At 71.7% G+C, this 26,575-nt stretch carries 24 protein-coding genes; 7 read left to right on the forward strand and 17 right to left on the reverse strand.

The annotated features are described in order from the left end of the window. Window positions 1–143: 143 nt before the first annotated feature. Window positions 144–1,865, reverse strand: coding sequence for a 2-isopropylmalate synthase (leuA, locus tag ACFWJX_RS31810; RefSeq protein ID WP_383249787.1), 1,722 nt, complete (start codon window positions 1,863–1,865; stop codon window positions 144–146). Window positions 1,866–2,182: 317 nt separating this feature from the next. On the opposite strand from leuA, the gene ACFWJX_RS31815 reads away from it, so the two are divergent. Genes ACFWJX_RS31815 through ACFWJX_RS31825 form a run of 3 tightly spaced genes read left to right on the forward strand, consistent with a single transcriptional unit; the run spans window position 2,183 to window position 4,931 of the window. Further along, the gene (locus ACFWJX_RS31815) at window positions 2,183–3,253 is read left to right on the forward strand and encodes a M4 family metallopeptidase (RefSeq protein WP_383249788.1); all 1,071 of its coding nucleotides are present in this window, start codon (window positions 2,183–2,185) and stop codon (window positions 3,251–3,253) included. Window positions 3,254–3,274: 21 nt separating this feature from the next. Next, window positions 3,275–3,541, forward strand: coding sequence for a protealysin inhibitor emfourin (locus ACFWJX_RS31820; RefSeq protein ID WP_383249789.1), 267 nt, complete (start codon window positions 3,275–3,277; stop codon window positions 3,539–3,541). 58 nt (window positions 3,542–3,599) lie between these two features. Next, window positions 3,600–4,931, forward strand: a complete 1,332-nt coding sequence (locus tag ACFWJX_RS31825; protein ID WP_383249790.1) for a GH1 family beta-glucosidase — start codon at window positions 3,600–3,602, stop codon at window positions 4,929–4,931. A 225-nt stretch (window positions 4,932–5,156) separates the two neighbouring features. Here ACFWJX_RS31825 and era read toward each other — a convergent pair whose 3' ends face one another. Next, window positions 5,157–6,110, reverse strand: coding sequence for a GTPase Era (gene era, locus ACFWJX_RS31830; RefSeq protein WP_383249791.1), 954 nt, complete (start codon window positions 6,108–6,110; stop codon window positions 5,157–5,159). A gap of 174 nt (window positions 6,111–6,284) precedes the next feature. On the opposite strand from era, the gene ACFWJX_RS31835 reads away from it, so the two are divergent. Then, window positions 6,285–7,595 (forward strand): ammonium transporter, encoded by a 1,311-nt coding sequence (locus tag ACFWJX_RS31835; protein WP_383249792.1) that lies wholly within the window; start codon window positions 6,285–6,287, stop codon window positions 7,593–7,595. Continuing rightward, a complete protein-coding gene (locus ACFWJX_RS31840; protein ID WP_355903421.1) occupies window positions 7,592–7,930 on the forward strand; it encodes a P-II family nitrogen regulator in 339 nt (112 codons plus the stop codon). The genes ACFWJX_RS31835 and ACFWJX_RS31840 overlap by 4 nt, the downstream gene beginning before the upstream one ends. Here the strand turns inward: ACFWJX_RS31840 and ACFWJX_RS31845 are convergent. The 10 genes from ACFWJX_RS31845 to ACFWJX_RS31890 form a co-directional block, all read right to left on the reverse strand. Further along, window positions 7,824–8,837 (reverse strand): WxL protein peptidoglycan domain-containing protein, encoded by a 1,014-nt coding sequence (locus ACFWJX_RS31845; protein WP_383249793.1) that lies wholly within the window; start codon window positions 8,835–8,837, stop codon window positions 7,824–7,826. The genes ACFWJX_RS31840 and ACFWJX_RS31845 overlap by 107 nt on opposite strands. A gap of 93 nt (window positions 8,838–8,930) precedes the next feature. Continuing rightward, the gene (locus ACFWJX_RS31850; protein WP_383249794.1) at window positions 8,931–10,271 is read right to left on the reverse strand and encodes a beta-xylosidase; all 1,341 of its coding nucleotides are present in this window, start codon (window positions 10,269–10,271) and stop codon (window positions 8,931–8,933) included. A 172-nt stretch (window positions 10,272–10,443) separates the two neighbouring features. Further along, window positions 10,444–10,920: a hypothetical protein gene (locus ACFWJX_RS31855; RefSeq protein WP_383249795.1), complete on the reverse strand. Its 477-nt coding sequence runs from the start codon at window positions 10,918–10,920 to the stop codon at window positions 10,444–10,446. Window positions 10,921–11,097: 177 nt separating this feature from the next. After that, a complete protein-coding gene (locus ACFWJX_RS31860) occupies window positions 11,098–11,451 on the reverse strand; it encodes a cytidine deaminase (protein WP_383249796.1) in 354 nt (117 codons plus the stop codon). 75 nt (window positions 11,452–11,526) lie between these two features. Beyond that, complete coding sequence (locus ACFWJX_RS31865) at window positions 11,527–11,886, reverse strand: MmcQ/YjbR family DNA-binding protein (RefSeq protein ID WP_383249797.1); 360 nt, start codon at window positions 11,884–11,886, stop codon at window positions 11,527–11,529. Continuing rightward, entirely contained in the window at window positions 11,883–13,178 is a 1,296-nt protein-coding gene (locus ACFWJX_RS31870; RefSeq protein WP_383249798.1) for a hemolysin family protein, read from the reverse strand. The genes ACFWJX_RS31865 and ACFWJX_RS31870 overlap by 4 nt, the downstream gene beginning before the upstream one ends. Next, a complete protein-coding gene (ybeY, locus tag ACFWJX_RS31875; protein ID WP_383249799.1) occupies window positions 13,175–13,672 on the reverse strand; it encodes an rRNA maturation RNase YbeY in 498 nt (165 codons plus the stop codon). Before ybeY ends, ACFWJX_RS31870 begins: the two co-directional genes overlap by 4 nt. A 13-nt stretch (window positions 13,673–13,685) precedes the next feature. Then, window positions 13,686–14,756 carry a PhoH family protein gene (locus ACFWJX_RS31880; protein WP_383249800.1) on the reverse strand — a complete coding sequence of 357 codons (1,071 nt, stop codon included), beginning with the start codon at window positions 14,754–14,756 and terminating at the stop codon, window positions 13,686–13,688. Window positions 14,757–14,909: 153 nt separating this feature from the next. Continuing rightward, window positions 14,910–16,031, reverse strand: coding sequence for a carbohydrate kinase family protein (locus ACFWJX_RS31885; protein ID WP_383249801.1), 1,122 nt, complete (start codon window positions 16,029–16,031; stop codon window positions 14,910–14,912). Between the two features lie 291 nt (window positions 16,032–16,322). Next, the gene (locus ACFWJX_RS31890) at window positions 16,323–17,612 is read right to left on the reverse strand and encodes a glucarate dehydratase family protein (protein ID WP_383249802.1); all 1,290 of its coding nucleotides are present in this window, start codon (window positions 17,610–17,612) and stop codon (window positions 16,323–16,325) included. A 279-nt stretch (window positions 17,613–17,891) separates the two neighbouring features. Here ACFWJX_RS31890 and ACFWJX_RS31895 point away from each other — a divergent pair, with 279 nt between their 5' ends. Further along, a complete protein-coding gene (locus ACFWJX_RS31895; RefSeq protein ID WP_383249803.1) occupies window positions 17,892–19,238 on the forward strand; it encodes an MFS transporter in 1,347 nt (448 codons plus the stop codon). On the opposite strand, the gene ACFWJX_RS31900 is transcribed toward ACFWJX_RS31895, so the two are convergent. The 4 genes from ACFWJX_RS31900 to ACFWJX_RS31915 form a co-directional block, all read right to left on the reverse strand. After that, on the reverse strand, window positions 19,235–21,856 hold the full coding sequence (locus ACFWJX_RS31900) for an immunoglobulin I-set domain protein (protein ID WP_383249804.1): 2,622 nt from the start codon (window positions 21,854–21,856) through the stop codon (window positions 19,235–19,237). The two genes, ACFWJX_RS31895 and ACFWJX_RS31900, sit on opposite strands and share 4 nt — an antisense overlap. Before the next feature lie 78 nt (window positions 21,857–21,934). Beyond that, entirely contained in the window at window positions 21,935–22,468 is a 534-nt protein-coding gene (locus ACFWJX_RS31905) for a hypothetical protein (RefSeq protein WP_383249805.1), read from the reverse strand. 185 nt (window positions 22,469–22,653) lie between these two features. Further along, window positions 22,654–23,592 carry an HtaA domain-containing protein gene (locus tag ACFWJX_RS31910; RefSeq protein ID WP_383249806.1) on the reverse strand — a complete coding sequence of 313 codons (939 nt, stop codon included), beginning with the start codon at window positions 23,590–23,592 and terminating at the stop codon, window positions 22,654–22,656. 32 nt (window positions 23,593–23,624) lie between these two features. Further along, window positions 23,625–24,404 (reverse strand): hypothetical protein, encoded by a 780-nt coding sequence (locus ACFWJX_RS31915; protein WP_383249807.1) that lies wholly within the window; start codon window positions 24,402–24,404, stop codon window positions 23,625–23,627. Window positions 24,405–24,501: 97 nt separating this feature from the next. Between ACFWJX_RS31915 and ACFWJX_RS31920 the strand changes: the two genes are divergently transcribed. Next, entirely contained in the window at window positions 24,502–25,566 is a 1,065-nt protein-coding gene (locus ACFWJX_RS31920) for a hemin ABC transporter substrate-binding protein (protein ID WP_383249808.1), read from the forward strand. Here the strand turns inward: ACFWJX_RS31920 and ACFWJX_RS31925 are convergent. Continuing rightward, complete coding sequence (locus ACFWJX_RS31925) at window positions 25,563–26,558, reverse strand: adenosine deaminase (protein ID WP_383249809.1); 996 nt, start codon at window positions 26,556–26,558, stop codon at window positions 25,563–25,565. The two genes, ACFWJX_RS31920 and ACFWJX_RS31925, sit on opposite strands and share 4 nt — an antisense overlap. Window positions 26,559–26,575 lie beyond the last annotated feature (17 nt).

The raw sequence follows: 26,575 nt of genomic DNA on the forward strand, positions 1-26,575 counted from the left end.
GTGTTGTTAGCCAAATATTTGCGGCGCTTACTGCACCCCGTACGAGACTTTTCCGTCACCTCCAGGGAGGGTGGCCCTATATCCGCCGGCGCCCCGGCCGCCGTTCCGGGCGGCCGGGGCCCGCAAACTCCCGATGCGGACGATCAGCGCGTCGCGCGGTTGACGGCGGACACGACGGCCTTCAGCGAGGCCCTCGTCGTGTTGGCGTCGATGCCGATGCCCCACAGGACCTTGTCGCCGATCGCGCATTCGATGTACGAGGCGGCCTGCGCGGAGGCTCCCTCGCTCATCGTGTGCTCCTGGTAGTCCAGCAGGCGTACGTCGATGCCGATGGATTCCAGGGCGTTGAAGAAGGCCGAGATCGGACCGTTGCCCGAGCCGGACAGGACGGTGTCCTCGCCGTCGACGACCGCTTCCACGGTGAGGGTGTCCACGCCGTCGGTGTCGGTGGTCGACTGGCCGTTGCGGACCTGGATGCGGCCCCACGGGTTCTCGGGGTTGGGCAGGTACTCGTCCTGGAAGGTCGCCCAGATGTCACCGCCGGTGACCTCGCCGCCCTCGGCGTCCGTCTTCGCCTGGATGATCTTCGAGAACTCGATCTGCATCCGGCGCGGCAGGTCCAGCTTGTGGTCGTTCTTCAGGACGTACGCGATACCGCCCTTGCCGGACTGCGAGTTGACCCGGATGACGGCCTCGTACGAGCGGCCGACGTCCTTCGGGTCGATCGGCAGGTACGGCACGGCCCACTCGATGTCGTCCACGGTGACGCCCTTGGCGGCCGCGTCGGCCTCCATCGCGTCGAAGCCCTTCTTGATGGCGTCCTGGTGGGAGCCGGAGAAGGACGTGTAGACCAGGTCGCCCACGTACGGGTGGCGCGGGTGGACCTCCATCTGGTTGCAGTACTCCCACGTGCGACGGATCTCGTCGATGTCGGAGAAGTCGATCTGCGGGTCGACGCCCTGCGAGAACAGGTTCATTCCCAGGGTCACCAGGTCGACGTTGCCGGTGCGCTCGCCCTGGCCGAACAGGCAGCCCTCGACGCGGTCGGCGCCGGCCATCAGCGCCAGCTCGGCGGCGGCGACGGCCGTACCGCGGTCGTTGTGCGGGTGGACCGAGACGCAGACGTGCTCGCGGCGGGAGAGGTTGCGGCTCATCCACTCGAAGCGGTCGGCGTGGGTGGAGGGCGTCGAGCGCTCGACGGTGGCCGGCAGGTTCAGGATGATCTCGCGGCCGGGGCCGGGCTGGTAGACGTCCATCACCGCCTCGCAGACCTCCAGCGCGAAGTCCAGCTCGGTGTCGGTGAAGATCTCCGGCGAGTACTGGTAGCCGAACTCGGTCTCCGGGCCCAGCAGCTTCTCCGCGTACTCCATGACCAGGCGGGTGCCGTCCACGGCGATCTGCTTGATGTCGTCCTTGGAGCCGCGGAACACGACCCGGCGGAAGACCGGCGCGGTCGCGTTGTACAGGTGGACGGTGGCGCGCCTGGCGCCCTTCAGGGACTCCACGGTGCGCTCGATCAGGTCCTCGCGGGCCTGGGTCAGCACGGAGATCGTGACGTCGTCCGGGATCGCGCCCTCTTCCTCGATGATCGAGCGCACGAAGTCGAAGTCGGTCTGACCGGAGGCCGGGAAGCCGACCTCGATCTCCTTGTAGCCCATCTTGACCAGCTGGTCGAACATCCGGCGCTTGCGCTCGGGCGACATCGGGTCGATCAGGGCCTGGTTGCCGTCACGCAGGTCGGTGGAGAGCCAGCGGGGGGCGACGGTGATCCGCCGGCCGGGCCAGGTGCGGTCGGGGATGTCGACCTGCTCGTACTGCCCGTACTTGTGGATCGGCATGGAACTGGGCTGCTGGCGGTTCGCCATGATGCGGTGGCTCCTCAGGGTGTCCGACAAGGACGGCCGACGCATTGCCAAGCTCCGCGGGGAGGGAGTCGGCCTCGACTACAGGCCCTCGCCGCGGCAGCTAAGGAGAAGCAGCCCGAAACGCATAGTGCTCCGCACTTTAGCCGAGCCCCACGGGGCGCGTGGGCCTGTTCCAGTATGCGGGACCGGGCGGACGAACCGGGTGAAAAGTGCCGTATACCACTGGCCGGTACAGCTCAGTGCCCTTTGTCAGCGTATTTCACCAATCATGGTTGCCGATGGTGACAGGGCTGTCACACGGTGCGAAGGTGCCGGGCATGACGACTCACGGGGGCCTCGAGCCCGTCTTCTGCACCGTCGTTCCGCCCCATGTCCTCGACCGCCTGGCGCGCAGCGACGACCCCGCCCTCTCCGGACCCGCACGGCGCACCCTGGTGCGCGACAGCGAGCTGCGCTCCCGGCGCCGCGTGACCAGCGAGTTCCGCCTCGCGGCGGCCCCGGCGGCGAAGGCACCGTCGGACCAGCCGCTGCGCACCGTGTACGACGCCGGGCACGGCACGGTCCTGCCGGGCACCAAGGTCCGCGGCGAGGGCGAGGACGCGGGCCAGGACGCCACGGTGAACCGCGCCTACGCGGGCCTCGGCGCCACCTTCGAGCACTTCCTCAAGGCCTACGGCCGTCACTCGATCGACGGCGACGGCCTGCCGCTGGACGCCACCGTCCACTACGACGAGGACTACAACAACGCCTTCTGGAACGGCGAGCAGATGGTGTTCGGCGACGGCGACGGCGAGATCTTCGTCGACTTCACCAGCTCCATCGACGTGATCGGCCACGAGCTGACCCACGGCGTCACCCAGTACACGGCGAACCTCACCTACTACGGCCAGCCGGGCGCCCTCAACGAATCGATGTCCGACGTCTTCGGCGCGCTCATCAAGCAGTACACGCTGAGCCAGACCGCCGCCGAGGCCGACTGGCTGATCGGCGCCGAGCTGCTCGCCCCGAACGTGACCGGCCAGGCCCTGCGCTCCATGAAGGCCCCCGGCACCGCGTACGACGACGACGTGCTCGGCAAGGACCCGCAGCCCGCGACCATGGACGACTACGTCCGCACCGGCCGCGACAACGGCGGCGTCCACATCAACTCCGGCATCCCCAACCACGCGTTCTACCTGGCCGCCACCGCCCTCGGCGGCTTCGCCTGGGAGAAGGCGGGCCAGGTCTGGTACGACGTGCTGACCGGCGGCGAACTGTCGGAGAGGGCGTTCTTCACCGACTTCGCGAAGCTCACCGTGAAGGCCGCGCGGGAGCGCTTCGGCGACGGCGGCGAGGAGTTCCAGGCCGTGGAGAAGGCGTGGGAGCGGGTGGGGGTGCGGATCCTGTAGATCCGTACTAGACACGATCCCATGCGGATTCACGTGAGACGCACGGGCGGGTTCGCGGGCATCGAGCGCGGCGCCGAGGTGGACACCTCGGGGCGGCCCGATGCCCGCGCCTGGGAGGCCCTGGCCGAGCAGGCGCTGGCGGACGGCCACCGGTCCCGGCCGGCCGGGGTCCCGGACGGGTTCAGCTACGAGATCACGGTGGGCGGCAGGACGGTGTACGCGGCCGATCCCCGGCTCACCCCGGAACAGCGCGAGCTGATCTCGCGCGTGCTCAAGGAGGGGGCGTAACCGGCAGTTCACGCTGGGGCGTTGACTTCCCTTACCGGCGGTACGGATGATCGCGTCCATGGCGACTGATCCGCGCGGTGCGACGAACCCGATACCCCGGTTCCCGGCCGGCTTCCTGTGGGGCGTCTCGACCTCCGCCCACCAGATCGAGGGCGCGACGGACGCGCGCGAGCCGTCCGTCTGGGACGCCTTCACGGCCGAGCCGGGGCGGGTCAAGGACGGCTCCACGGCCGCGGTGGCCTGCGACCACTACCACCGCCACACCGAGGACGTGGCGCTCCTGTCCGGCCTGGGCGTGGACGCCTACCGCTTCTCGGTGTCCTGGCCCCGGGTGAACTCCCCCGGCGGGCTCGACTTCTACGAACGCCTGGTGGACGAGCTGCTGGCGGCCGGCGTGCGCCCGGTCCCGACCCTCTTCCACTGGGACCTGCCGGCCCGGCTGGACTGGCTGGAACGGGACACCGCGTACCGCTTCGCCGAGTACGTCTCCGTCGTCGTGGACCGCCTCGGCGACCGCGTGCACAAGTGGATCACCGTCAACGAGCCCGCCGAACACACCCTGCTGGGCCACGCCCTGGGCACCCACGCCCCCGGCCGGCAGCTGATGTTCGACGCCCTCCCGGTCGCCCACCACCAACTCCTCGCCCACGGCCTCGCCGTCCAGGCCCTGCGGGCGGCGGGCGCCCGGGACATCGGCATCGCCAACTCCCACGGCCCCACCTGGCCCGCCTCACGGGAACCCGCCGACCTGGAGGCCGCCGCCTTCTACGACGTCCTGCTGAACCGCCTCTTCGCGGACCCGCTCCTGCTCGGCGAGTACCCCGAAGGACTCGGCGAGTCGATGCCCGGCGACGTGGCGTCCGACCTGAAGGTCATCGCGGAACCCCTCGACTTCTACGGCATCAACTACTACGCCCCCACCCGCGTCGGCGCCCCGCAGGGCACCGAGATCGAGTTCGGCGGGGTGCGCATTCCGGCCGAACTCCCCTTCACGGTCCGGCAGATCGAGGACGTCCCGGTCACCGACTTCGGCTGGCCGGTGGTGCCGGAAGGCCTGACGGAACTGCTCACCGGCTTCAAGGAGCGCTACGGCGACCGCCTCCCGCCGGTCGTCATCACCGAGAACGGGTGCAGCTACCCCGGCATCGACGACCAGGACCGCATCGCCTACCTCGACGGCCACCTGCGCGCCCTGCACCGGGCGGTGGAGGCGGGCGTGGACGTACGCGGCTACTTCGTGTGGTCGCTGCTGGACAACTTCGAATGGGCGGAGGGCTACGAACGCCGCTTCGGCCTGGTCCACGTGGACTTCTCCGACCCCGGCACCCTGAAGCGCACGCCCAAGGCGTCGTACGCGTGGCTGCGGGAGGTCCTGCGGGCCCAGAGGTGAGGAAGGGAGGCGGGTCCGGCCGACCGCGCGGTTTCGCCCCCTCCGCCCCTTCCCGTCCCGACCCTGGGGCTCCGCCCCCGGACCCCCGGGCCTGCGCGCTCGCCGAGGGCTCCCTGAAGGCGCTCAGGCTGCCTCAAGGTGCGGCTACCGCCGCGCGGCAGCCATGCCGAGCAGCACCTCGACCTGCACCCGACACCCGAGACCCACGCCGACCCTCCGCGAACCCTAGAACCCCAGCTTCCGCAACTGCTTCGGATCCCGCTGCCAGTCCTTCGCGACCTTCACATGCAGGTCCAGGAAGACGGCTGTGCCGAGGAGTGCCTCGATCTGCTTGCGGGACTTGATGCCGACGTCCTTGAGGCGCTTGCCCTTCGGGCCGATGATGATGCCCTTCTGGCTGGGGCGCTCGATGTAGATGTTCGCGTGGATGTCGAGGAGCGGCTTGTCCGCGGGGCGGTCCTCGCGCGGGAGCATCTCCTCCACGACGACCGCGATGGAGTGCGGCAGCTCGTCGCGGACGCCCTCCAGCGCCGCCTCGCGGATCAGCTCAGCGACCATCACCTGCTCGGGCTCGTCCGTCAGGTCGCCCTCGGGGTACAGCGGCGGGCTCTCCGGCAGCATCGGGATCAGCAGGTCGGCGAGCAGCTGGACCTGCTGGTCGCCGACGGCGGAGACGGGCACGATCTCGGCCCACTCGATGCCCAGCTCCTTGCCGAGCTGGTCGATCGCGATGAGCTGCTCGGCGAGCGTCTTGGAGTCCACGAGGTCGGTCTTCGTCACGACCGCGACCTTCGGCGTCCGCTTGATCCCGGCCAGCTCCTTGGCGATGAACCGGTCGCCGGGGCCCAGCTTCTCGTTGGCCGGCAGGCAGAAGCCGATGACGTCGACCTCGGCCCAGGTGGTGCGTACGACGTCGTTCAGCCGCTCGCCCAGCAGGGTGCGCGGCTTGTGGAGCCCCGGGGTGTCCACGAGGATCAGCTGCGCGTCCGGCCGGTGCACGATGCCCCGGACCGTGTGCCGGGTGGTCTGCGGACGGTTGGAGGTGATGGCCACCTTCGTCCCGACCAGAGCGTTCGTGAGGGTGGACTTGCCCGCGTTGGGGCGGCCGACGAAGCAGGCGAAGCCGGCCCGGTGGGCGGCCTCGGCCGGCTGTTCGGATGACTGGGTACGAACGCTCATGCCGCCCATTCTCCCTGATCCACGAAGCCCTGCCGTACAACCGCCCGAGAGCACTCCCGGACGTGAGTTTCCAGAAACCCGTACGCAATGAAACGTCATGGAAACACACCCGTACGCGACCGGAAACGCATGCCCGTGAATCTCTGACGAGCCCCCACACCGTTGGAGACGACCGTGACCCTCGCCGCCGCTCGGATCGACACCGGCGACACCGCCTGGCTGCTCGCCGCCACCGCCCTCGTCCTGCTGATGACGCCGGGCCTCGCCCTGTTCTACGGCGGCATGGTCCGCACGAAGAGCGTCCTCAACATGCTGATGATGAGCTTCGTGTCGATCGCGCTGGTCACCGTGGTGTGGCTGGCCGCCGGATACTCCCTCGCCTTCGGCCCGGACGCCGGCGGCGGACTCATCGGCACCCTGGAGCACGCCGGGATGGCCGGTCTCGGCCCGGACAGCGTGCAGGGCACCGTGCCGACCCTGCTGTTCGCCACCTTCCAGCTCACCTTCGCGGTCATCACGGCGGCCCTGATCAGCGGCGCGATCGCGGACCGCGCGAAGTTCGGGGCCTGGCTGGTCTTCGTGCCCGTCTGGGCCCTCCTCGTATACGTTCCCGTCGCGCACTGGGTGTGGGGCCCGGACGGCTGGATCCTGAGCGGTCTCGGCGCCCTCGACTTCGCGGGCGGACTCCCGGTGGAGATCACCTCGGGTGCCTCGGGCCTGGCGCTGTGCCTGGTCCTCGGCCCGCGCCTCGGGTTCAAGAAGGACGCGATGCGTCCGCACAACCTGCCCATGGTCATGCTGGGCGCCGGCCTGCTGTGGTTCGGCTGGTTCGGCTTCAACGCGGGCTCGGCCCTCGGCGCGAACGGCCTCGCGGCCGCCGCCTTCCTCAACACCCTCACCGCCGGCTGCACCGGCCTGCTCGGCTGGCTCTTCGTCGAGCAGAAGCGCGACGGGCACCCCACCACCCTGGGCGCGGCCTCCGGCGCGGTCGCGGGCCTGGTCGCGATCACCCCGTCCTGCGGCTCGGTCTCCCTGCTCGGCGCCCTGGCCGTCGGCCTCGCCGCCGGCATCGTCTGCTCCTACGCCGTCGGCTGGAAGTTCAAGCTGAACTACGACGACTCCCTCGACGTCGTCGGGGTCCACCTGGTCGGCGGGGTGATCGGCACCCTCCTCATCGGCGTCTTCGCCGTCGAGTCGATGACCGGCGGCCCGGAGGGCCTGCTGTACGGCGGCGGCCTCGCCCAGCTCGGCAAGCAGCTGGTGGCCGTCCTCGCCGTCGGTGCGTACGCCTTCCTGATGACGTACGGCATCGCCAAGCTGCTCGACCGCACGCTCGGCTTCCGGGCGGACGAGGAGCACGAGCACACCGGCCTGGACCTTACGGTGCACGCCGAGACCGCATACGATCACGGCGTCCTGGGCCACGGCGCCCCGGTCGGCGCGTCCTCCGTCCCCTCCGCTCAGAAGGTCAAGCCCCAGGCATGAAGCTCATCACCGCGATCGTGAAGCCGTACCGCCTCGACGAGGTCAAGACCGCCCTCCAGGAGCTGGGCGTGCACGGTCTGACCGTCACCGAGGCCAGCGGCTACGGCCGGCAGCGCGGCCACACCGAGGTGTACCGCGGGGCCGAGTACCAGGTCGACCTCGTGCCCAAGGTCCGGATCGAGGTCGTCGTCGAGGACGCCGACTCCGAAACCGTCATCGACGCGATCGTCAAGGCCGCGCAGACGGGGAAGATCGGCGACGGAAAGGTGTGGTCCGTGCCGGTCGAGACGGTCGTCCGGGTCCGGACCGGCGAGCGCGGTCCCGACGCGCTCTGACCAGCAGCACCCCGCCGACCAGGCCGGCGAGGAACGCCACCGCCACCACCAGCCAGGGCAGCGCGAGGAACGACGTGCTCGCCGACTCGCGGGTGTCCCTGGCGCTCGCGGTCAGCGTCACGTCCCCCCAGTCGAACTGGGGCGCGTCCCGCCAGGGTTCGGTGAGCCGGACGCGCTGGCCGGGCAGCAGCTCGGAGGGCACCGCGGTCAGGTCGCGGGCCAGCAGCGTACGGCCGAAGAGGCCGCGGGCCCGTAGCTCCACCTTCGGATCGAGGGTGACGTTGCCCGTGTTGTGCAGCGTGTAGGAGATCGTCGCCGTGCTGTCGCCGAGGCCGGGGACGAGCGGCCGGTCGTGGCCGAGGCGGACGTCCTCGACGGCGAGCGCGGGCAGCTTCGGACCGCCGACCTGGAGGTAGACGCGGGCGCCGACGGCCCGCCGCACCCCGAGCGCGACTCCGCCGTCGGCCTGCTCCACGCGCTCGTCGAGCGCCACGATCGCGCCCGGATGGTCGCCGGGCTCGGCGTCCGCGGGCACCCGGATCGTGAACGGCACGGTGACCGACTTCCGGCCGGGCACGGTGACCCGGTCCTTCGCGGGTTTCGCCCACGCCCCCACGCCCCGCATCCGCTCCCCCGGCGTCCGTACGGCGAATCCGCCGTCCCGCGCGGTGTTGTAGGCGTCGGCGGCGTAGAGCCGGAAGGTGAGGGGTTCGTCCGTCTTGTTGACGACGACGACCTTGTCCTCGACCGTCTGGCCCCGGTCGGCGGAGACGTAGAAGTACGGCCGCGCGGCGACGGCCGAGGAGACGGGCTGCACGGACCAGCTGCCGTTGTCGGCGGCGCGGGCCGGGGCGGCGAGGAGCAGGAGCGGCAGGAGCGGCAGGAGAAGGGCGTACGGCTTGCGCATGGGTGCGGACCCCCGCGGACATCGGGCACGGCGGGGTGGTCGGGCGGGTGCGGACCCGTGCGGAGGGGGCGCCCGGCCACCGGTGGACGTGGGTCAGGTGAGCGTGAGGGTCAGGACGCCGGCGTACGTGCCCGGGGGCGTGAACGCCGGTACGTCGAGGGAGAGCTGGGCGTCGGCGGTGAACTCGCCGCCGGTGAGCGTGGCGTCGGGGGCGGAGGCCAGGGTCGCCCCGGCCGTGCCCACCACGCCCGCCGAACCGGCCCGGCAGGTGCTCGGGCTGCCCGCGTCGGTCGCGCACGCGGGGGTCCAGCTCAGCCTGCCGGCGTCGATCTTGGCGCCGGGTCCGGTGAAGTCGGTGACCTTGCCGGTCAGCGACCAGCCCGCGGGGCCGCCGCGGAAGTCCTTGACCGTCACCGTCCTCAGGGTGCCGGTCGAGGCGCCGCCGGTGCCGAAGTCGACCGCCGACAGCTGGACGGCGTCGCCGGCCTGCGCCATCGACAGGGTGCCCGCCTTCACGGTCGTCGTCAGCTTCTGACTCCCGTCGGGTACGGGCGTGTCGTCGAGGACGACATAGGCGACGGGCCCGGCGCCCTTGTCCGCGCTCCACGCGCCGCCCTCGTAGGCCACCACCCCGGTCGTGGTGCGGTCGGCGACGGCGAGGGAGCCGCTGAAGCCGCCCTGCGCGTTCGCGGTCACGGTGGCCGTGTCCGCGGTCTGGGCGCTGCCGGAGCGTCCGGCGAGGGTGACGGTCGCGCCCGGCGTGAAGTCGCTGCCCGTGACGGTCACCGCGGCACCCGGCGCGCCGGAGGCCGAACTCAGCGAGATGGCACGGGTGTTGGCGGGCGGGTTGTCCCCCGCCGTGACCGTCTCCGACACCGGAGCGGGCGGGCTGGTCACCGTGCAGGGGGTGTCCAGTTCCAGGATGTAGCTGGTGTGGATGTTGTAGTCGCCGGGCGACAGGGTGATCGCGCCGGGTGCGGTGACGGTGAAGGTGCCGGTCATGGAGAACGACGGGAAGGGGCCCTTGCCGGGCACCGGGTCGTTCTTCCTCGGCCCCGCGACGGTGACGCTGCCGGTCTGCGCCCCGCCCAGGGTGACCTTGCCCGTGGGCGTCATGATGTCGGCCGGCAGGGCGAGGTCGGTCGGGTTGCTCGCGGCAGGCTTGACCACCGTGTAGGTCACGGTGACGGTGTCGCCGACCTGGGGAGTGGCGTCGTCCACCGTGATCTTTCCGGTGGTGGTGCCGTCGATCGGCGGGATGCCCGCGATGGGCGGCGGGACGCAGTGCGTCGGGAAGTCCACGTCCACCGCCGCGGCGACGGCGGCGGGCGCCGCCAGCGCTCCGCCCGCGGTGACCGCGAGGGCGGTCGCCCCGAGCAGCGCGGTCCAGTGCCGCCTGCGGGATCTTCGGGAACTCTGAGGTGTCGGGCCCATGGGTGCCCCCTCCTGAGGGATGCGGGCGCAGCGGCTCGTCTGCGCCGACAGGGGGCATTGAGAGGGGGATCGCGTGAGAAGTCAATGGACACGGCACGCTGAACTGACGAACCGTCAGCTTCCCGGTCCCGCAGGGAAACTGACGGCTCCATGGCTCTGTTCACTACTGCGGTCAGGCGAACACGAACGGTCCCGGCGACTGCGGCCCGGTCGCCGTGCAGGTGACGGTGATCCCGAAGACGACCATCTTCAGGGAGCCCTGGTAGAAGTCCAGCTTGTCACCGGAGGCCACGGTCCCGGCGAGCGGCCCGACCACGATCGGGGCGCCGACGGCCATGGCGGGATTGACGGTACCGGTGAAGACTCTGGCGGCACCGGTCGAGTTCGCCATCGTGAGCGTGGAGGTGATGCTGTTCGCGTTGATCGCGATCGGCGCGGTGATCGCGGTGGACGACAGCTTGAGGGTGGCGGAGGTGCCGCTCTGGGTGGCCGTGAGCGTGGCCGCACCCCCGCCGAACAGACCGCAGTTCGCGGTGACGGTCGCCGTCGTCGGAGTGACGGCGGCGGCAGAGGGTGCGAGCGCCAGCCCGGTGACCGCGAGGGTCCCCGCCAGCAGTGCCGCACCTGATCCGATTCGCTTGCCTCTCATGGAGTTTCCGGCTCCTTCCCGGATGTGGGGAGACGGACAGCCGAAGCGGGACGGGTGGGTGCGGTCACCGGTGCCGATGGGGAGTACAGCTGACGGTCCGTCGGATTTACGGTTCCATTGACGCGTGGTGGCGGAGGAACGACAAGGTTGAATTCCGGCCGACCTGAGGACGGCGGCTCAGCCTGCGGAGACGGCCGCCCGGACAACACCGTCGGGCCCGGCCAGCAGCAGCGGCGTCCCCGGCCCACCGAGGTCGGCGACAGCGGCGAGATCCGCCTCGGCGGCAACCTCCGCGGACGTCACCACCGCGGCCGCCTCCAACGACTCCGCCCCCGACGCCACCGCCATCGCCACCGCCGTCTGCACCGCGCTCAGCTTCAGCGAGGGCAGATCCACCGTCCCGGCGACGTAGGTACGTCCCGTCTCGTCCCGTACGGCAGCCCCCTCGGGCACCCCGTTGCGGACCCGCGCCGAACGGGCCAGGGTGACGATCTTGCGGTCCTCGGGGTCAAGCGCGTTGATGTCGGTCATGCCCCGAGCATACGAAGCGCCCACCCCGGCAGACGCTCAGGGGCAGGGTCACGGCCGGGTCTTCGGGACCGGGTCTCAGGGCCGGTCGAGGCGGAGCCGCTCCGCCCGCGGCAGACCGGCCACCACCAGGTCGTAGGAGTCCTCCACCAGCTCCCGGACCAGCCCGTCGGGGAGGGCGCCGTCGACGGTCACCGTGTTCCAGTGCCGCTTGTTCATGTGATACCCGGGCGCGATCAGGCCGGGGTACTCCCCGCGCAGGCGGATCGCGTCCTCCGGGTCGCACTTGAGGTTCACCGTCAACGGCTTCGCGTCCAGGCTCGTCAGCGCGAACAGCTTGCCGCCGACCTTGAACACCGAGATCTCCGGGCGGAACGGAAAGTCCTCCACGACCGCGTCGAACGACAGACAGAGACCGCGCAGCTCCTGGGGCGTCACTCCGCCTCCTCGTCCTTCGGCGGCTCCACCGGCTCCACCAGCACCGTCACGATCTTGTTCCGGCGGCCGGCTGCGGCCTCCGCCGTCAGCCGCAGGGTGCGGCCGTCGGGCAGCTCGACGGTCGAGGAGGCCCCGGCGATCGGCACTCGGCCCAGCGCCTTCGCGAGCAGTCCGCCGACGGTCTCCACGTCCTCGTCGTCGTACTCCTCGAGGCCGTACAGCTCGCCGAGGTCGGTGATGTCGAGGCGGGCGGTGACCCGGTAGCGGTCCTCGCCCAGCTCCTCGACGGGCGGGAGTTCACGGTCGTACTCGTCGGTGATCTCCCCGACGATCTCCTCGAGGATGTCCTCGATGGTGACGATGCCCGCGGTGCCGCCGTACTCGTCGATGACGACGGCCACGTGGTTGCGCTCCTGCTGCATCTCGCGGAGCAGGTCGCCGGCGTTCTTGGTGTCGGGGACGAACGCGGCGGGCCGCATCGCCGTCGACACCAGGTCGCTCTCCGCGTCCCGGCTGATGTGCGTCCTGCGGACCAGGTCCTTGAGGTACACGATCCCGACGATGTCGTCCTCGCTCTCCCCGGTGACCGGTATCCGGGAGAAGCCGGAGCGCAGGGCGAGGGTGAGGGCCTGGCGGATCGTCTTGTACCGCTCGATGACGACCAGGTCGGTGCGCGGCACCATCACCTCGCGCACGAGCGTGTCGCCCAGCTCGAAGACCGAGTGCACCATCCGGCGCTCGTCGTCCTCGATCAGCGACTCCTTCTCCGCGAGGTCGACCAGCGCGCGCAGCTCCGCCTCGGAGGCGAACGGGCCGCGCCGGAAACCCTTGCCGGGCGTGAGCGCGTTGCCGATGAGGATCAGCAGCGACGGGATCGGGCCCATGATCCGCGCCAGCGGCAGCAGCACGTATGCCGCCGCCGTCGCCGTGTTCAGCGGGTGCTGGCGGCCGATGGTGCGCGGGGAGACACCCACCGCGACGTACGACACGAGGACCATCACGCCGATCGCGGCCAGCAGCGCGGGCGTCGTGCCGTCGATCGCCTTCAGGCAGGCGTAGGTGACCAGCGCGGCCGCCGCCATCTCGCAGACCACGCGGACCAGCAGCGCCACGTTGAGATAGCGGGTCGGGTCGGCCGCGACCTGGGCGAGTTTCGCGCTGCCGCGCCGGCCGGAGCGGACGGATTCCTCCGCGCGGAAACTGGAGACGCGCGCGAGGCCCGCCTCCGCGCAGGCGGCGAGCCAGGCGACGACGACCAGGGCGATCGCCCCGGAGACGAGGGGGAGGCTCATGAGACGGTCGGGGCCGGGGAGGGGCCGGTGATGCCCTTCTCCGCACGCCAGCCGTCCACGATGGCCGCCTGGAGACCGAACATCTCGGCCTTCTCGTCGGGCTCCTCGTGGTCGTAGCCCAGCAGGTGCAGCACTCCGTGGACGGTGAGCAACTGGAGCTCCTCGTCCATGGAGTGCTGCGTCGGCGCTTCGTCACCCTGCTTCTTCGCGACCTCGGGGCACAGCACGATGTCGCCGAGGAGGCCCTGCGGGGGCTCGTCGTCGTCCTTCGACGGCGGACGCAGCTCGTCCATCGGGAAGGACATGACGTCGGTCGGCCCCGGCAGGTCCATCCACTGGATGTGCAGCTGTTCCATGGCGTCGGCGTCCACGACGATCACCGACAGTTCGGAGAGCGGGTGGATGCGCATCCGCGCGAGGGCGTAGCGGGCGATGTCGAGGATCGCCTGCTCGTCGACCTCGGTTCCGGACTCGTTGTTGACGTCGATCGACATGGTGGTGCTCGGTCTACTTCCCCTTGTGCCCGGACTTCCCGCGGCCGCCCTTGTGCGTGCCGTTCTCCGTGCCGTGCGTGTCGTCGTACTTCTCGTACGCGTCGACGATACGGCCCACCAGCTTGTGCCGTACGACGTCCTGGGACGACAGCCGGGAGAAGTGGACGTCGTCCAGGCCCTCCAGGATGTCCTGGACCTGACGCAGCCCGGACTTGGTCCCGCTCGGCAGGTCGACCTGCGTCACGTCACCCGTGATCACGATCTTCGAGTCGAAGCCGAGCCGGGTGAGGAACATCTTCATCTGCTCCGGACTCGTGTTCTGAGCCTCGTCCAGGATGATGAAAGCGTCATTCAACGTACGGCCCCGCATGTATGCCAGCGGCGCCACCTCGATCGTCCCCGAAGCCATCAGCTTCGGGATCGAGTCCGGGTCCAGCATGTCGTGCAGCGCGTCGTACAGCGGGCGCAGGTACGGGTCGATCTTCTCGTAGAGCGTGCCGGGCAGGAAGCCCAGGCGCTCACCGGCCTCGACCGCCGGGCGGGTCAGGATGATGCGGTTGACCTGCTTCGACTGGAGGGCCTGGACCGCCTTGGCCATCGCCAGGTAGGTCTTGCCGGTGCCGGCCGGGCCGATGCCGAAGACGATCGTGTGCTTGTCGATCGCATCGACGTACCGCTTCTGGTTGAGGGTCTTGGGGCGGATGGTGCGGCCGCGGGACGACAGGATGTTCTGCGTCAGTACCTCGGCCGGGGTCTCCGGACCGTCGCCCGCCCCGTTCTCACTCACCCGCAACATGGCGATCGAGCGTTCCACTGCGTCCTCCGTCATCGGCTGCCCGGTGCGGAGCACCAGCATCATCTCGTCGAACAGGCGCTGGATCATGGCGACTTCTCGCGGGTCGCCGACCACGCTGATCTCATTGCCCCGGACATGGATGTCGGCCGCCGGGAAGGCCGTCTCGATCACGCGCAGAAGGGAATCTCCGGACCCCAGCACGGTCACCATCGGGTGCTGGGCGGGAACGGTGAACTGTGCTCTCGCCTCGCCCTGCGCGGGCGTGTGAGCTGTCGGTGTCTGAGTCATAGGCCGGCCCGAAGGCCTCTACGTCCTCCCGGATGCGTCTCGCCTGCCACGAGGGCAGCCTGGCGGTTTCCAGGGTACGTCAGGGGGCTGACAACGCCGTAGGGCTTTTCGAACGGGGAGGCCTCCGGCGGAGGGCGCGGATGGCGGGTTGCCTCAGGCCGAGCGGCCGAAGCCGATCGTGGGGACCGCTCTGCGGCGAGGCCACGGGGTCGCCTCCTGAGTGGGGAGCAGGTCCTCCAGGAACGCGTACCGGCGCAGTGCCTCCGGGTTCTGGCCCTCGACCGACTGCACGCGGCGCCACCACGCGGCGACCTCGGACCAGCCGGGCGCGGACAGCGAGCCGCCGAACTCCTGTACCGACAGCGCGGCGGTCAGGCCGGCGAACGCCAGGCGGTCCGCGAGCGGCCAGTCCGCCAGCGTGCCCGTGACGAAACCGGCCACGAAGACGTCCCCCGCACCGGTGGGGTCGAGCGCCTCGACGGCGATCGCGGGGACCTCCGCGGTCTCGCCCGTGCGGCCGTCCACCGCGTACGCGCCCTCCGCGCCGAGGGTGACCACGGCGAGCGGTACGTGCTCGGTCAACGCGCGGGCCGCGGCGCGCGGGCAGGTGGCGCCCGTGTAGCGCATGGCCTCCTGCGCGTTCGGCAGGAACGCCTCGCAGTGCTCCAGGTCGGCCAGGCCCGCCAGGTCCCAGGCGCCCGTGTCGTCCCATCCGACGTCGGCGAAGACGCGGGTGCCGCGGCTCGCCGCCTGCGCGATCCAGGGTGCCCGCTTGCCGGGGACCAGCGAGGCCACGGCCGCTCTGGCGTGCGGCGGGGAGGCCGGGGCGGGCTCCTCCGGGGGCGGTTCGTGCCCGTGGGAGACCATCGTGCGCTCGCCCTCGTACGCCATCGAGACCGTGACCGGGGAGTGCCAGCCGGGGACCGTGCGGGACGCGGTCAGGTCGATGCCCTCCCCCTGCTCGAGGGTGTCCCAGCAGTACTCGCCGTAGTGGTCGTCGCCGAAGGCCGCGGCCAGGGAGGTCCGCAGGCCCAGGCGGGCCAGGGCGGCTGCCATGTTGGCCACGCCGCCGGGGCTGGAGCCCATGCCTCGGGCCCAGGACTCGGTGCCGCGGACGGGGGCGGAGTCCAGGCCGGTGAAGATGATGTCGAGGAAGACGGTGCCGGTGAGGTAGACGTCCCACGGCGGGTCCGTGGGGGCGCGCCGGGCGGCCAGGGGGTCCACCTGGGCCTGGCGTGGGTGGCGGTGGTGTCCCTCTCCGGTGGACGCGGTCACGGTGTGCTCCCTGACGTGGTGCCGATTCGGCCAGTGTGCACCACGGGGCTGACAAGGGGACGGCGTCGGGGGTGGGGCGGGGTGTCGTCGGGGGGTGCGCGCGGGTACGTGGGGGGCGGGGACGTGGCGGTGTGTCCAGCCCGTCGCCAGTTGGGCGTACTGCCGTTCCCATTCATGGTTCGGCGGGATGGTTCGACGGGCAGAGACGGGCTACGCGACGGGCTTTCGACGCACCGCCGCGGCCCGCTCCCGGTGGATCGCGGCTGTCCCTTTCGTTGTGTGGTGCAGGGCCTACCAGCGGGGTACCGATGGTGTCGTCCAGGCCGGGGTCGCCGCTCGCATCGCCGATGCGTCGTCGCGGTCGTGGTAGGTGCCCTTGTCCTCCAGCCAGCGTCGGTGGAGGTGCTGGAGCCGGTCCTTGTCCAGCTCGACGCCCAGGCCCGGGGTGTCGGAGACGGTGATCCTGCCGTCGGTGAAGGTGAGGCGGTCGGTCAGGACGTCCTCGGACTGCCAGGGGTAGTGGGAGTCGCAGGCGTGGTGGAGGTCGGGGACGGTGGCGGCCACGTGGGTCATGGCGGCGAGGCTGATGCCCAGGTGGGTGTTGGAGTGCATCGACACCCCGACGCCGAAGGTGCGGCAGATCGCGGCCAGGTGCTGGGTGTTGCGCAGTCCGCCCCAGTAGTGGTGGTCGGACAGGACCACCTGGACGGCGTCGCGGGCGAAGGCCTCCTTGATCTCCGCGAACGTCGTCACGCACATGTTCGTCGCGAGCGGTACGTCCGTTCCCGCCGCCACTTCGGCCATGGCCGGGGTGCCCAGCGCCGGGTCCTCCAGGTACTCGAGGACGTCCCGGAGTTCACGGGCCACACGCAGTGAGGTCTCCACGCTCCAGGCGCCGTTGGGGTCCAGGCGCAGGGGGTGGCCGGGGAACGCCTCGGCGAGAGCGCGTACGGCCGCGATCTCCTCGTCCGGCGGGAAGACACCGCCCTTGAGCTTGAAGGAGGTGAATCCGTACCGCTCCTTGAACGTCCGGGCCTGCTCCACGATGCCGGCCGGGTCGATCGCCGCGCCCCAGTCGTCCTTCTCGTGGGGCACCGCCTCGGGGTGGTCCGCCCACTTGTAGAAGAGGTACGCGCTGTACTCGACGGCGTCGCGCACCTTGCCGCCGAGGAGTGCGTGCACCGGCAGGCCGAGGGTCTTGCCGAGGGCGTCCAGGCAGGCGACCTCGAAGGCCGAGATCACGGACAGGCGCAGCTTGTCGGCCGTCTGGACGCCCCGCAGGCCGCCGACGTCCACCTGCTCGGAGATCCGTGACCGGTCCACGTCCACCTCGTCCCCGAGGGTGAACAGACCGTTCACATCGCTGATCTGCCGGCCGACCAGCTTCTTCGCGTAGGGGCGGGCCAGGTCCAGGTACTTGGTGTCGCCGTAGGTCTCACCGACGCCCGTGACGCCGTCCGCCGTGACGACCTCCACGATCAGGCGCGGGGTGTACGGCTGGTGCACGCCCTGCGTGTTGAGGAGGGGCGGGTCGGCGATCAGGATCGGCGTCAGCCGTACGTCCTTGATGGTGAGGTCCACCCGGCCATCTCCCTATGTGAAAGTCGTCCATGTATGGAGATGCACGCTAGATACATGGATCCTCCGCGTCAACGGACCCCGCGGCGGACATCGGAAAAGGGCGCACTGTTTACCCGGAGTGCTGGTGATCAAACGTCAAGTGACTCAGATCACTCTCTCCCGGCTTCTGCTGAGAACTGCGTGCTTGATACAAATTGGCCGCGCGTTCCTGTCCGTCGACGGTCGTCGCCCCTCCCCCTCTCTTTCCGAGCCGCTCCTTTCGCCTGCCCTGGAACGCCCGTGTTCGCGCCCCGCACCACTCCCTGGCCCCTCGTCGCCCTTTTCACGGCCGGGTATCTCGCTCCCTACCTCCTGCCGACCGTCGTGGGACGGCTGGACTCGGGGCTTCCCCTGTCGGCCACGCAGGCCGGTGCCGTCGGCAGTGCGCTGCTGCTGGGTTCGGCCTCGGCCGGGTTCGCGCTGGCCTCGCGCGTCGAGCGGGTCGGGGCCCGCACCCTGGCCCGGATCGGGCTGGTACTCGCCGTCGTCGGGTACGGCGGGGCCGCCCTCGCCGGAAGCGTCCCGGCGGTCATCGCGGGTGCCGTTCTCGGCGGATTCGGGTCCGGTACGGCCACCACCGTCGCCGCCACCCGGATCGCCGCCGAGCCCGACCCGCACCGCGCCTCCACGCTCGGTCTGCTCGGGGTGTCCGCGCTCGCGGGTGCCGTCTATCTGACGGTGCCGCACCTCGGCCCCGGGCACGGGCAGCCACTGGCCGCGATCGCCCTCACCGCCGTCGCCGTGTGGCCGCTGACCGGGCGGCTTCCGGGACGTGCCCCCGTTGTCCCGGCCCGGTGCGAGGGCGGGTCCGCGCGGCTGCCGCAGCTGCGGTCCGGGCTGTTGCTGGTCGCCGCCATGCCGTTCTGGTCGCTGGTGCAGAACTCCCTGTGGGGGGTCAGCGGGCGCATCGGTCTCACGCAGGCGCAGCTGAGCGAGGCCGCCGTCGGCGTCGTCTTCGCCGTGGCGCTCGGCGCCGGGCTGCTGGGCGTGCTGGGGGCGGGGGCGCTGGGGGCGCGGCTGGGACGGGCGCTGCCCATCGGCGGCGGGACCGTGCTGATCGCCGGGTGCGTCGTGGCGAGCGCGTCGGCGACCGGGCCGGTGAGTTTCGCGGCCGGGGAGATCGCCTGGAACGTCTTCTACCCGATCGTGCTGTCCTATCTGATCGGGCTGGCCGCCTCGCTCGACCCGCGCGGGCGCTGGGCGGTCCTCGTCGGCTCGGCGTCCTCGCTGGGGACGGCGGCGGGGCCGCTCACCGGGAGTGTCCTGTCGGCGCAGGCCGGCTTCCCGGTGATGGGGCTGGTGCTGGGCGCCGGGCTGCTGGTCGTGGCCGTGCCGATGACCGTCGTCGCGCTGCACACGGGCGGACGTCCGCTGCTGCCGGGCGCGGTCCGGCGGCGCGGCGGGACCCCGGCGGCCCTCCTCGCCGCGTCCACCGGCACGCCCAGCGGGGCGGTGCCCCGGGTGGGCGCGGCGGAACAGGCGGTCGTGGAGATTCCGGTGGACGTTCCGGCGGGTGTGTCCAGCCGGGGGGCGTACGACACGGCCGGGCCCCGGCGCGCGGGAAGCGCGCCGGGGGCCGGGGTCTAGCTGTCGGCCGCTGCCCGCACGCGTCTGCGGAGGTACCAGCCTGTCGCCGTGAGCAGCAGGGCCGCTCCGGCCGCCGTGCCGATCGTGGCCCCGGTGGCGGCGAGGCTGCCGCCGGTGGTTGTGGTGGTGGTGTTGCCGGTGCCTCCGGTCGTGGTGGTGCCGGTGCCGCCCGTGGTGCCGGTGCCGCCCGTCGAGCCGCCGGATGTGCCACCGGTCGTGCCGCCGGCCGTGCCTCCCGGGTCCGTCGGGTTCCCGTCCGTGTCGACCGGGTCCTGGCCGGTGAAGCTGACCGGGACCTTCACGTCCTGGGAGCGGTCGCCGGAGAGGGTGTGGTCGGCGCGGGTGGCCAGGACGCAGGTCGCCTTGAAGCAGTCCGTGTACGCGTCCTTGGCATCGACGGTCAGCTCCACCTCGAAGGTGCCGCCGGTGCCGTACGGGGTCGCCAGGTCCTGGCCGTACTCCGGCGGGTTGGAGGAGATCCACGCCGAACTGTGCGAGCCGCCGGTCATGTCCACCCCGCCGACGCACGGGGTGGGCAGTTCACCGGGGCCGTTGTCGACGCAGAGGGCGACGTAGACGCCCTTCTTCTCGTCGTAGCCGGAGCCGGTGATCTTCAGGGTCTGGTTCTCGGTGGCGAGGTCGTTGACCGGGGTGACCGTGAGCTTCTGGCCGTCGGTGCCCGTGACGGTCCTCGTGCCGGAAGGGGCCGCGGGAGAGGGCGGGGTGGTCGGGGTCGGGCCGCCGTCGGAGGCCTCGACCGTCAGGGTGACCGGTGTGGTGCGGGTGGTGCCTGCCGCGTTGGTGAACTCGGCGCGGTAGCGGTAACCGTCCTGGGCGGCGCGGGCGGTGAAGGCGTACGTGTTCTTCGTGGCGTCCGCGATCTTCGTCCAGGTCTGGCCGCCGTCGGGGCTGACGCTCCAGCTCACGGTGGGCTGCGGGGTGCCCTCGGCGGCGGCGACCAGCGCGACCTCGTCGCCGGGGGCGACCGTGCGGTCGGTGGGGGCCTGGGTGACCTTGGGGGAGATCCGCAGGTCGAGCTTGGTGATCTTGCCCTCGGCGGGGCTGGAGACGTACACGGCGGTGCCGCCGCGGGTGGCGGCCACGGAGGCGTCGCCGAGCTGGGACTGGTTGCCCTCCAGCGTCACGGGGGCGGTGGCGGGAGCGAAGGTCGCCGTGTCGTACACGGCGAGGGAGCTGGTCTGATCGCCGCCGTTGCCGGTGTCGCCGTTGTCCTGCCAGACGACGAACGCGCGCCCGGTGGTGGTGTCGAAGGTGACGTCCACGGCCTCGTCCGGGCCGCTGATCGTGGTCAGTCGCTTCGCGGCCGGGTCGAAGACCAGGACGGAGTTGCCGCTGCCCACCCAGACGTTGCCGGTGGCGGGGTCGGCCTCGACGAAGCCGATGCCGCCGGCGGGGAGGGCCGCCGTCGCGGTGACGGTGAACGCGGTGGCGTCGGACGTGTCCACGCGGTGCAGCCGGCCGCCGGTGGAACCCGTGGACCAGGCGGCCTCGTGGACCGGGTCGACGCCGAGCTGGGAGCCGCCTTCGAGGGCGATGGTGCGCTGGACGGCGCCGGTGGTGGTGTCCCGTTCGGAGAGCGTGGCGCCCTGGGCGACGAGTGCGGTGCCGGCCTTGGTGCCGGCGCCGACGGCGGTGAAGGAGGCACCGTTGAGCCACACGGTGGCGGCCGCCTGGTCGCCGTCCTTGGCGGTGCCGAGGCCGCGCAGGGGGTAGTGGAAGAGGACGCCGTCCCCGGCGAGGGGTCCGGCGATCTGGTTGACGACGCGTTCGGTCACCGTGCCGCCCGCGCCGGGGAACTTCGCGAGGTGGGTGAGGACCGTGCCGTCGGCGGCGTCGAGGACCCACAGGCCGCGCTCGTTGACGTCCCCGGTGTCGACGACGTCGTCCGAGCCGGCGTACAGCTTCCCGGACTCGGGGTGCAGCAGCAGGTCGCGGACCTTGCCGGCGGTGGTGAAGTCGGCCGACCTGACGTAGCTGATGGTGCCGGGGGGTACGTCGACCCCGTCGCCGCCGCCGTCGCCCTCGCCGGGGTCCTGGCCCTCGAAGGTGACCGGGATGCGGACGTCCTGGGAGCGGTCGCCCGCGTTGCGGTGGTCGACCCGGGTGACGACGGAGCAGGTGACCCTGGTGCAGTCGACGCTGCCGTCCTTGGCCTTGACGGTGATGCCGACGTCGAAGGTGCCGCCCGCTCCCCAGGTCACGGCGAGGTCGCCCGCGTACACGTCGCCCTCGGGGACGATCCACTGCGAGGAGCTGCCGGTGCCGGTCTGGTCGGCGCCGCCGATGCAGGGGGTGGGAACGCGGCCGTCGCCGTTGTCCTTGCACAGGGCGACGTAGACGGCCTTGGTGGCGTCGTAGCCGGAGCCGGTGACCCGAATGGTCTCGCCGTCCGCGGCGAGGTCGGCGGAGGCGGAGACGGTGAGCCGCTGGCCGTCCTTGCCGAGTGCCGTCTTCGGTGTGCCGGAGGCCTGGGCGGCGGTGCCGGTGGTGACGGCCGTCGCCGCGGCGGCGACCAGGGCTGCGGCGCCGAGGAGGGCCGCGGGGCGTCTGTGCCGGGGGCGTGCCGGGCCGGGCCGGCCCTTCGCGCTGTCTCTCATGGGTTCCTCACTCGTGGGTGCGCCCCGCACCCGGGGGACGCCGGAGGCCGGGCCCGGTGAGGGGCCCGGCCGGGGTGCCTACTGGAAGGCGATCGGGACGTGGACGTCGTACTTGCGGTCGCCGCTGTCGAAGTGGTCGGCGCGCGTCACCACGGCGCAGTCGACGTCCTGGCCGCAGACCCGGCCGTCGTCGAGGGTGGCCTCGACGTAGATCTGCACGCTGAAGGAGCCGCCGGTGCCGAACCTGGAGCTGTTGGCGAACATGCCGCCGAAGACGTTGTTCACCCAGTGCGAGGCGCCGGTGGAGCCGGTCTCGTCCTGGCCGCCGAGGCAGGGGGTCGGCTTGCTGTCGCCCTGGTTGCCCTCGACCACGCAGAGGCCTACGTAGATGCCCTGGCCGGTGTTGTAGCCGGAGCCGGTGACGGTGATGACCTGGCCGGACGCGGCGGCGGTGTCGGGGGCGGTCACCGACAGGTTGTAGGTGGTGCCGCCGTCGACGACGGAACGGGTCGAGGTGGCGGCGGAGGCGGAGCCGGCCAGGCCGAGGGTGAGAGCCGTGGTGGCGACGACGGCGATACCGGCGCGGGCGGCGGTGCGGGGGGTGAGTCTCATGACGGGAAGACCTCTCGGCTCGACGAGCGGAATTTAGTAAGGCAAACCTAAGTAGGATCTCCGGCTGTTTGTCAACGGACCGTGAAAGACCTCAACCGACCTGCTGGGACAGGGTTTTCGGGCATGCCTGGGAGCGGACCGTGTGGCCCGCTCCCGAATGCGACTGCAAACGGCATGCATGTCGGTCAGTTCGGCACGCCGACGTCGAACGGCACACTCAGCGCGGCCCGTCGACCGGTCACCGCGGTCAGATCGACCGTGTGCTCGCCCTCGAAGGCGGTGGCGTACACCGGGAAGGCCCGCTCCACGCGGCCGTCGGCGTCGGCCACCGTCTGGTACCGGGTGTCGCCGTCGATCGCGACCAGCACGACCGCTCCGGGCGCGAACCCCTCGCCGGTGACCGTCTGTTCGGCGCCCGGGGTGAGGGTGGAGTGCGTGACGGAGGCGGCCGGTCTCGGGTCCGCCGTGGATTCCGGGGCGCTCGCGCTCGGGGAGGCGGCCCGCGGGGTCTCGGGGGCCTTCTCCTGTTTCGGCGCCGGGGTGCCCACCGTCACGTCGAGCACACCGATCCCGTCCCCCGCCGCGAACTGCGTGCCGCTCCAGGAGGACAGCAGGGCCGCTCCCTCCGCGGTGAGGGACGTCCGCAGCCCGGTCCAGGTCACACCGGTCGTCCGTACGTCGGGTGCCGCGCCCCGCGCGACGTCCGCCAGGGCGAGTTCGCCCGCCCGGCCGTCCACGACCGTACGGGCGTACAGCGCACCACCGTCGTCCACCAGCCGCAGCCGCAGCCCGGCGAGGACGAGGGGCTGCGCGGCCGGACCTTCGAAGCGGGCGACGCCACCCAACTCCAGGTCGGCGGAGCCGGTTCTGGGGTCGGTGTCGCCGCCGAGCGCCGGGAACGAGGCACGGTCCGCGGAGGTCCGTACGGCCGGCCGCGTGACGTCGAGCGAGACGCCCCGGCCGGTCAGCTCCGCGCCGGCCGTGGCCCAGTTCGCGTACCCGCCGGACACCTCGCGCGGTGGCGGGTCCCCCTCGGAGCCCGCCTGTACGGCCGCCGCTCCCGGGGCGCACAGCGCGAACAGGGCGCCGGCCGCCAGGGCGACGGCGCCGGGTCTCTTCGCCATGTTCGGTTCTCCCTCTGTCGTGTGAGGTCGCGTCAGTTGGCCGGTGAGGTGGCCGCGCGGCGGCGGCGCGCCCACCACCAGGTCCCGGTCCCGGCGGCGACCAGTCCGGCGGCGGTGAGGCCGAGGGGCAGCGCGCGGTCGGAGCCGGTGCTCGCCATGGAGCCGTCGGAGCCGGTACCGGAGGCCTCGGTGGTGCCGGTGGTGCCCGCCACGGCCGGGGCGCTCGCGCTCGGTGTCGCCGACGCACCCCCGCTGCCGGTCCCCGCGCCGCCCGCGGTCCCGAACGTCACCGGGATGCGGACCGTCTGGCTCTGGTCGCCGCCCCGGGTGTGGTCGTTGCGCGTGATGACGGCGCAGGTGACACCGGCGGCGGTGCAGTCGGTGTTGGCGTCCTCGGCGCGGACCTTGAGCCGGACGGTGAAGGTGCCCTCGTGTCCGCTGTCGCCGTAGGGCTTCGCCAGGCCCTCCCCGTAGGAAGGCGGGTTGGAGGAGACCCATACGGAGGCGCCGGACTCGCCGGACATGTCGACGCCTCCGACGCAGGGCGTGGGCGTCTTCCCGGCGCCGTTGTCCACACAGAAGGCGACGTAGACGCCCTTCTCGGCGTTGTAGCCGGAGCCGGTCACGGTGACCGTCTCGCCCGCCGCGGCGAGGCCGGACGACTTGGACACGGTGAGTTCCTGCCCCTCCGGGCCTGTCGCCGAGCCGCCCGCGGCGGCCGCCGGTGCGGCGGGGAGCAACAGGACGGACGCCGAGACGACCGCGAGGAAACAGCCAACTCCGTGGCCGCGCAGGCCACTTGCCGATGCCATGGAAAACCCCCACCACGCGATACTAAGGTAAGCCTAACCTAAACTATTCCTCAACTGTGTGCCAGACGCCGTGTGTCGGCGAGTGGAAGGGAAAGCGATGCGAGCAACCGGAAGAGGCCCCTCGGTCCGCCGCCGGACGGGAGGCCGCCTCGCCGCCCTCGGACTGGCCCTCGCCCTGCTGACGGCGGCCTGCGGAGGCGGCGGGAAGGGGGCCGGAGCCTCGTCGGACACCGCCCCCGGGTCCGCGAGCGCGCGGGCCGCCGCCGCGGCGGAACGGCTCGCGGAGAACTCGCTCGTGCCGCTCGGAGGCGCCCCGCCCACACCTCTGTTGCCGGTCACCGTCGATTCCTCCGACGGGCGGAAGGTGACCGTGAAGGACGCCTCGCGCATCCTGCCGCTCAACGGGGGCGTCGCCGAGATCGTGTTCACGCTCGGGCTCGGCGACCGGGTCGTGGGCCGGGACATCACGGCCACCTTCGAGGAGGCGAAGAAGCTCCCCCAGGTCACCAAGGCGCACGACGTGAGCGCGGAGAGCGTGCTGTCGCTGCGGCCGACGGTGGTGCTCGCCGACACCGACACCGGACCGAAGGAGGCCGTGCAGCAGATCCGTGACGCGGGGATCCCGGTCGTCGTCCTGGACCCGGCGACGAAACTGTCCGACGTCACCGCCCGCACCACCCGCATCGCGGCGGCCCTCGGTGTGCCGGAGGCCGGCCGGGCGCTGAACGAGCGCATGAGCGCCGAGTTGGCGGCGGCCCGTGCCGGGGTGCCCGAGGGCAGCAGGCCGAAGGTCGCCTTCCTCTACATGCGCGGCAGCGCGGCCGTCTACCTGATCGGCGGCAAGGGCTCCGGCGCCGACTCGCTGCTGGCGGCGGCCGGCGCGGTGGACGCGGGCACGGAGGCGGGTCTGGACCGGCCGTTCACCCCGATCACCACCGAGGCCCTCGCGCAGGCGCGGCCGGACGTCATCCTCATGATGACCAAGGGCCTGGAGTCGGTCGGCGGCCTCGACGGCCTCCTCCGGATCCCCGGCATCGCCCAGACCCCGGCCGGCCTGAACCGCCGCGTCGTCGACATGGAGGACGGCGTCCTGCTCGGCTTCGGCCCGCGCACCCCGCTCGTCATCGACATCCTGGTGGACCGGGTCCACCAGGACGGTTAGGACGGGAACTCGTACGCGTCGACCTCGGCCAGGTACCGCGCCCGCAGCTTCTCGTCGTCCTCCAGGAAGGAGGCGGTGAAGGAGTTGCGGGCCAGTTCCCGCAGCCGCTCCTCGCCCAGGCCCAGCTCCGACCGTACGGCGTCGAAGTTGTCGCCCGCGTAGCCGCCGAAATAGGCCGGGTCGTCGGAGTTGACCGTGCAGACCAGCCCGGCGTCGAGCATCGCGGGCAGCGGGTGGTCGGCGAGGACGTCGACGGTCCGCAGCCGCACGTTGGACAGCGGGCACAGCGTCAGCGGGATCCGCTCCCGCACCAGCCGCTCCACCAGCGCCGGGTCCTCCATGCAGCGCAGCCCGTGGTCGACGCGCTCGATGCCGAGGACGTCGAGGGCCTCGGTGATGTACTCCGGCGGCCCCTCCTCACCGGCGTGCGCGACCCGCCGCAGGCCGAGGGCGGCGGCGGCCTCGTAGACCTCACGGAACTTCACGGGCGGATGCCCGACCTCCGCCGAGTCCAGCCCGATGCCGGTGATCCGGTCCAGGTACGGCTTCGCCGCGTCGAGCGTCTCCAGCGCGGACCCGGCCGACTCGTCGCGCAGGAAGCACATGATCAGCCGGGTGGAGACGCCGTGGTTCGCCTCGCTGCCGCCGAGCGCCCGCCACAGGCCCTCGACGACCGTGCCCATCCCGATGCCCCGGGCGAGGTGGGCCTGCGGGTCGAAGAAGATCTCCGCGTGCCGCACGCCCTGCGCGGCGGCACGGGCGAGGTAGGCGTTGGCCAGGTCCTCGAAGTCCCGCTCGGTGCGCAGGACCGCCATCAGCTCGTAGTACAGGTTCAGGAAGGACTGGAGGTCCTCGAACCGGTACGCCTCGCGGAGCGCCCCGGTGTCGGCGTACGGCAGCTCGACACCGTTGCGGGCGGCCAGCTCGAAGGCCAGCTCCGGCTCCAGCGTGCCTTCGATATGCAGGTGCAGTTCAGCTTTGGGGAGGGGCATCAAAGTATCGTACGGGT

Source organism: Streptomyces sp. NPDC058335 (genome assembly GCF_042723915.1).
GTDB lineage: Bacteria > Actinomycetota > Actinomycetes > Streptomycetales > Streptomycetaceae > Streptomyces.

Coding starts and splice junctions, on each gene's coding strand:
- era (WP_383249791.1), bottom strand. CDS start 6,110: ATGAGCGTTCGTACCCAGTCATCCGAACAGCCGGCCGAGGCCGCCCAC.
- ACFWJX_RS31925 (WP_383249809.1), bottom strand. CDS start 26,558: ATGCCCCTCCCCAAAGCTGAACTGCACCTGCATATCGAAGGCACGCTG.
- ACFWJX_RS31845 (WP_383249793.1), bottom strand. CDS start 8,837: ATGCGCAAGCCGTACGCCCTTCTCCTGCCGCTCCTGCCGCTCCTGCTC.
- ACFWJX_RS31870 (WP_383249798.1), bottom strand. CDS start 13,178: ATGAGCCTCCCCCTCGTCTCCGGGGCGATCGCCCTGGTCGTCGTCGCC.
- ybeY (WP_383249799.1), bottom strand. CDS start 13,672: ATGTCGATCGACGTCAACAACGAGTCCGGAACCGAGGTCGACGAGCAG.
- ACFWJX_RS31910 (WP_383249806.1), bottom strand. CDS start 23,592: ATGGCGAAGAGACCCGGCGCCGTCGCCCTGGCGGCCGGCGCCCTGTTC.
- ACFWJX_RS31820 (WP_383249789.1), top strand. CDS start 3,275: ATGCGGATTCACGTGAGACGCACGGGCGGGTTCGCGGGCATCGAGCGC.
- ACFWJX_RS31855 (WP_383249795.1), bottom strand. CDS start 10,920: ATGAGAGGCAAGCGAATCGGATCAGGTGCGGCACTGCTGGCGGGGACC.
- ACFWJX_RS31900 (WP_383249804.1), bottom strand. CDS start 21,856: ATGAGAGACAGCGCGAAGGGCCGGCCCGGCCCGGCACGCCCCCGGCAC.
- ACFWJX_RS31905 (WP_383249805.1), bottom strand. CDS start 22,468: ATGAGACTCACCCCCCGCACCGCCGCCCGCGCCGGTATCGCCGTCGTC.
- ACFWJX_RS31850 (WP_383249794.1), bottom strand. CDS start 10,271: ATGGGCCCGACACCTCAGAGTTCCCGAAGATCCCGCAGGCGGCACTGG.
- ACFWJX_RS31860 (WP_383249796.1), bottom strand. CDS start 11,451: ATGACCGACATCAACGCGCTTGACCCCGAGGACCGCAAGATCGTCACC.
- ACFWJX_RS31840 (WP_355903421.1), top strand. CDS start 7,592: ATGAAGCTCATCACCGCGATCGTGAAGCCGTACCGCCTCGACGAGGTC.
- ACFWJX_RS31880 (WP_383249800.1), bottom strand. CDS start 14,756: ATGACTCAGACACCGACAGCTCACACGCCCGCGCAGGGCGAGGCGAGA.
- ACFWJX_RS31825 (WP_383249790.1), top strand. CDS start 3,600: ATGGCGACTGATCCGCGCGGTGCGACGAACCCGATACCCCGGTTCCCG.
- leuA (WP_383249787.1), bottom strand. CDS start 1,865: ATGGCGAACCGCCAGCAGCCCAGTTCCATGCCGATCCACAAGTACGGG.
- ACFWJX_RS31815 (WP_383249788.1), top strand. CDS start 2,183: ATGACGACTCACGGGGGCCTCGAGCCCGTCTTCTGCACCGTCGTTCCG.
- ACFWJX_RS31915 (WP_383249807.1), bottom strand. CDS start 24,404: ATGGCATCGGCAAGTGGCCTGCGCGGCCACGGAGTTGGCTGTTTCCTC.
- ACFWJX_RS31920 (WP_383249808.1), top strand. CDS start 24,502: ATGCGAGCAACCGGAAGAGGCCCCTCGGTCCGCCGCCGGACGGGAGGC.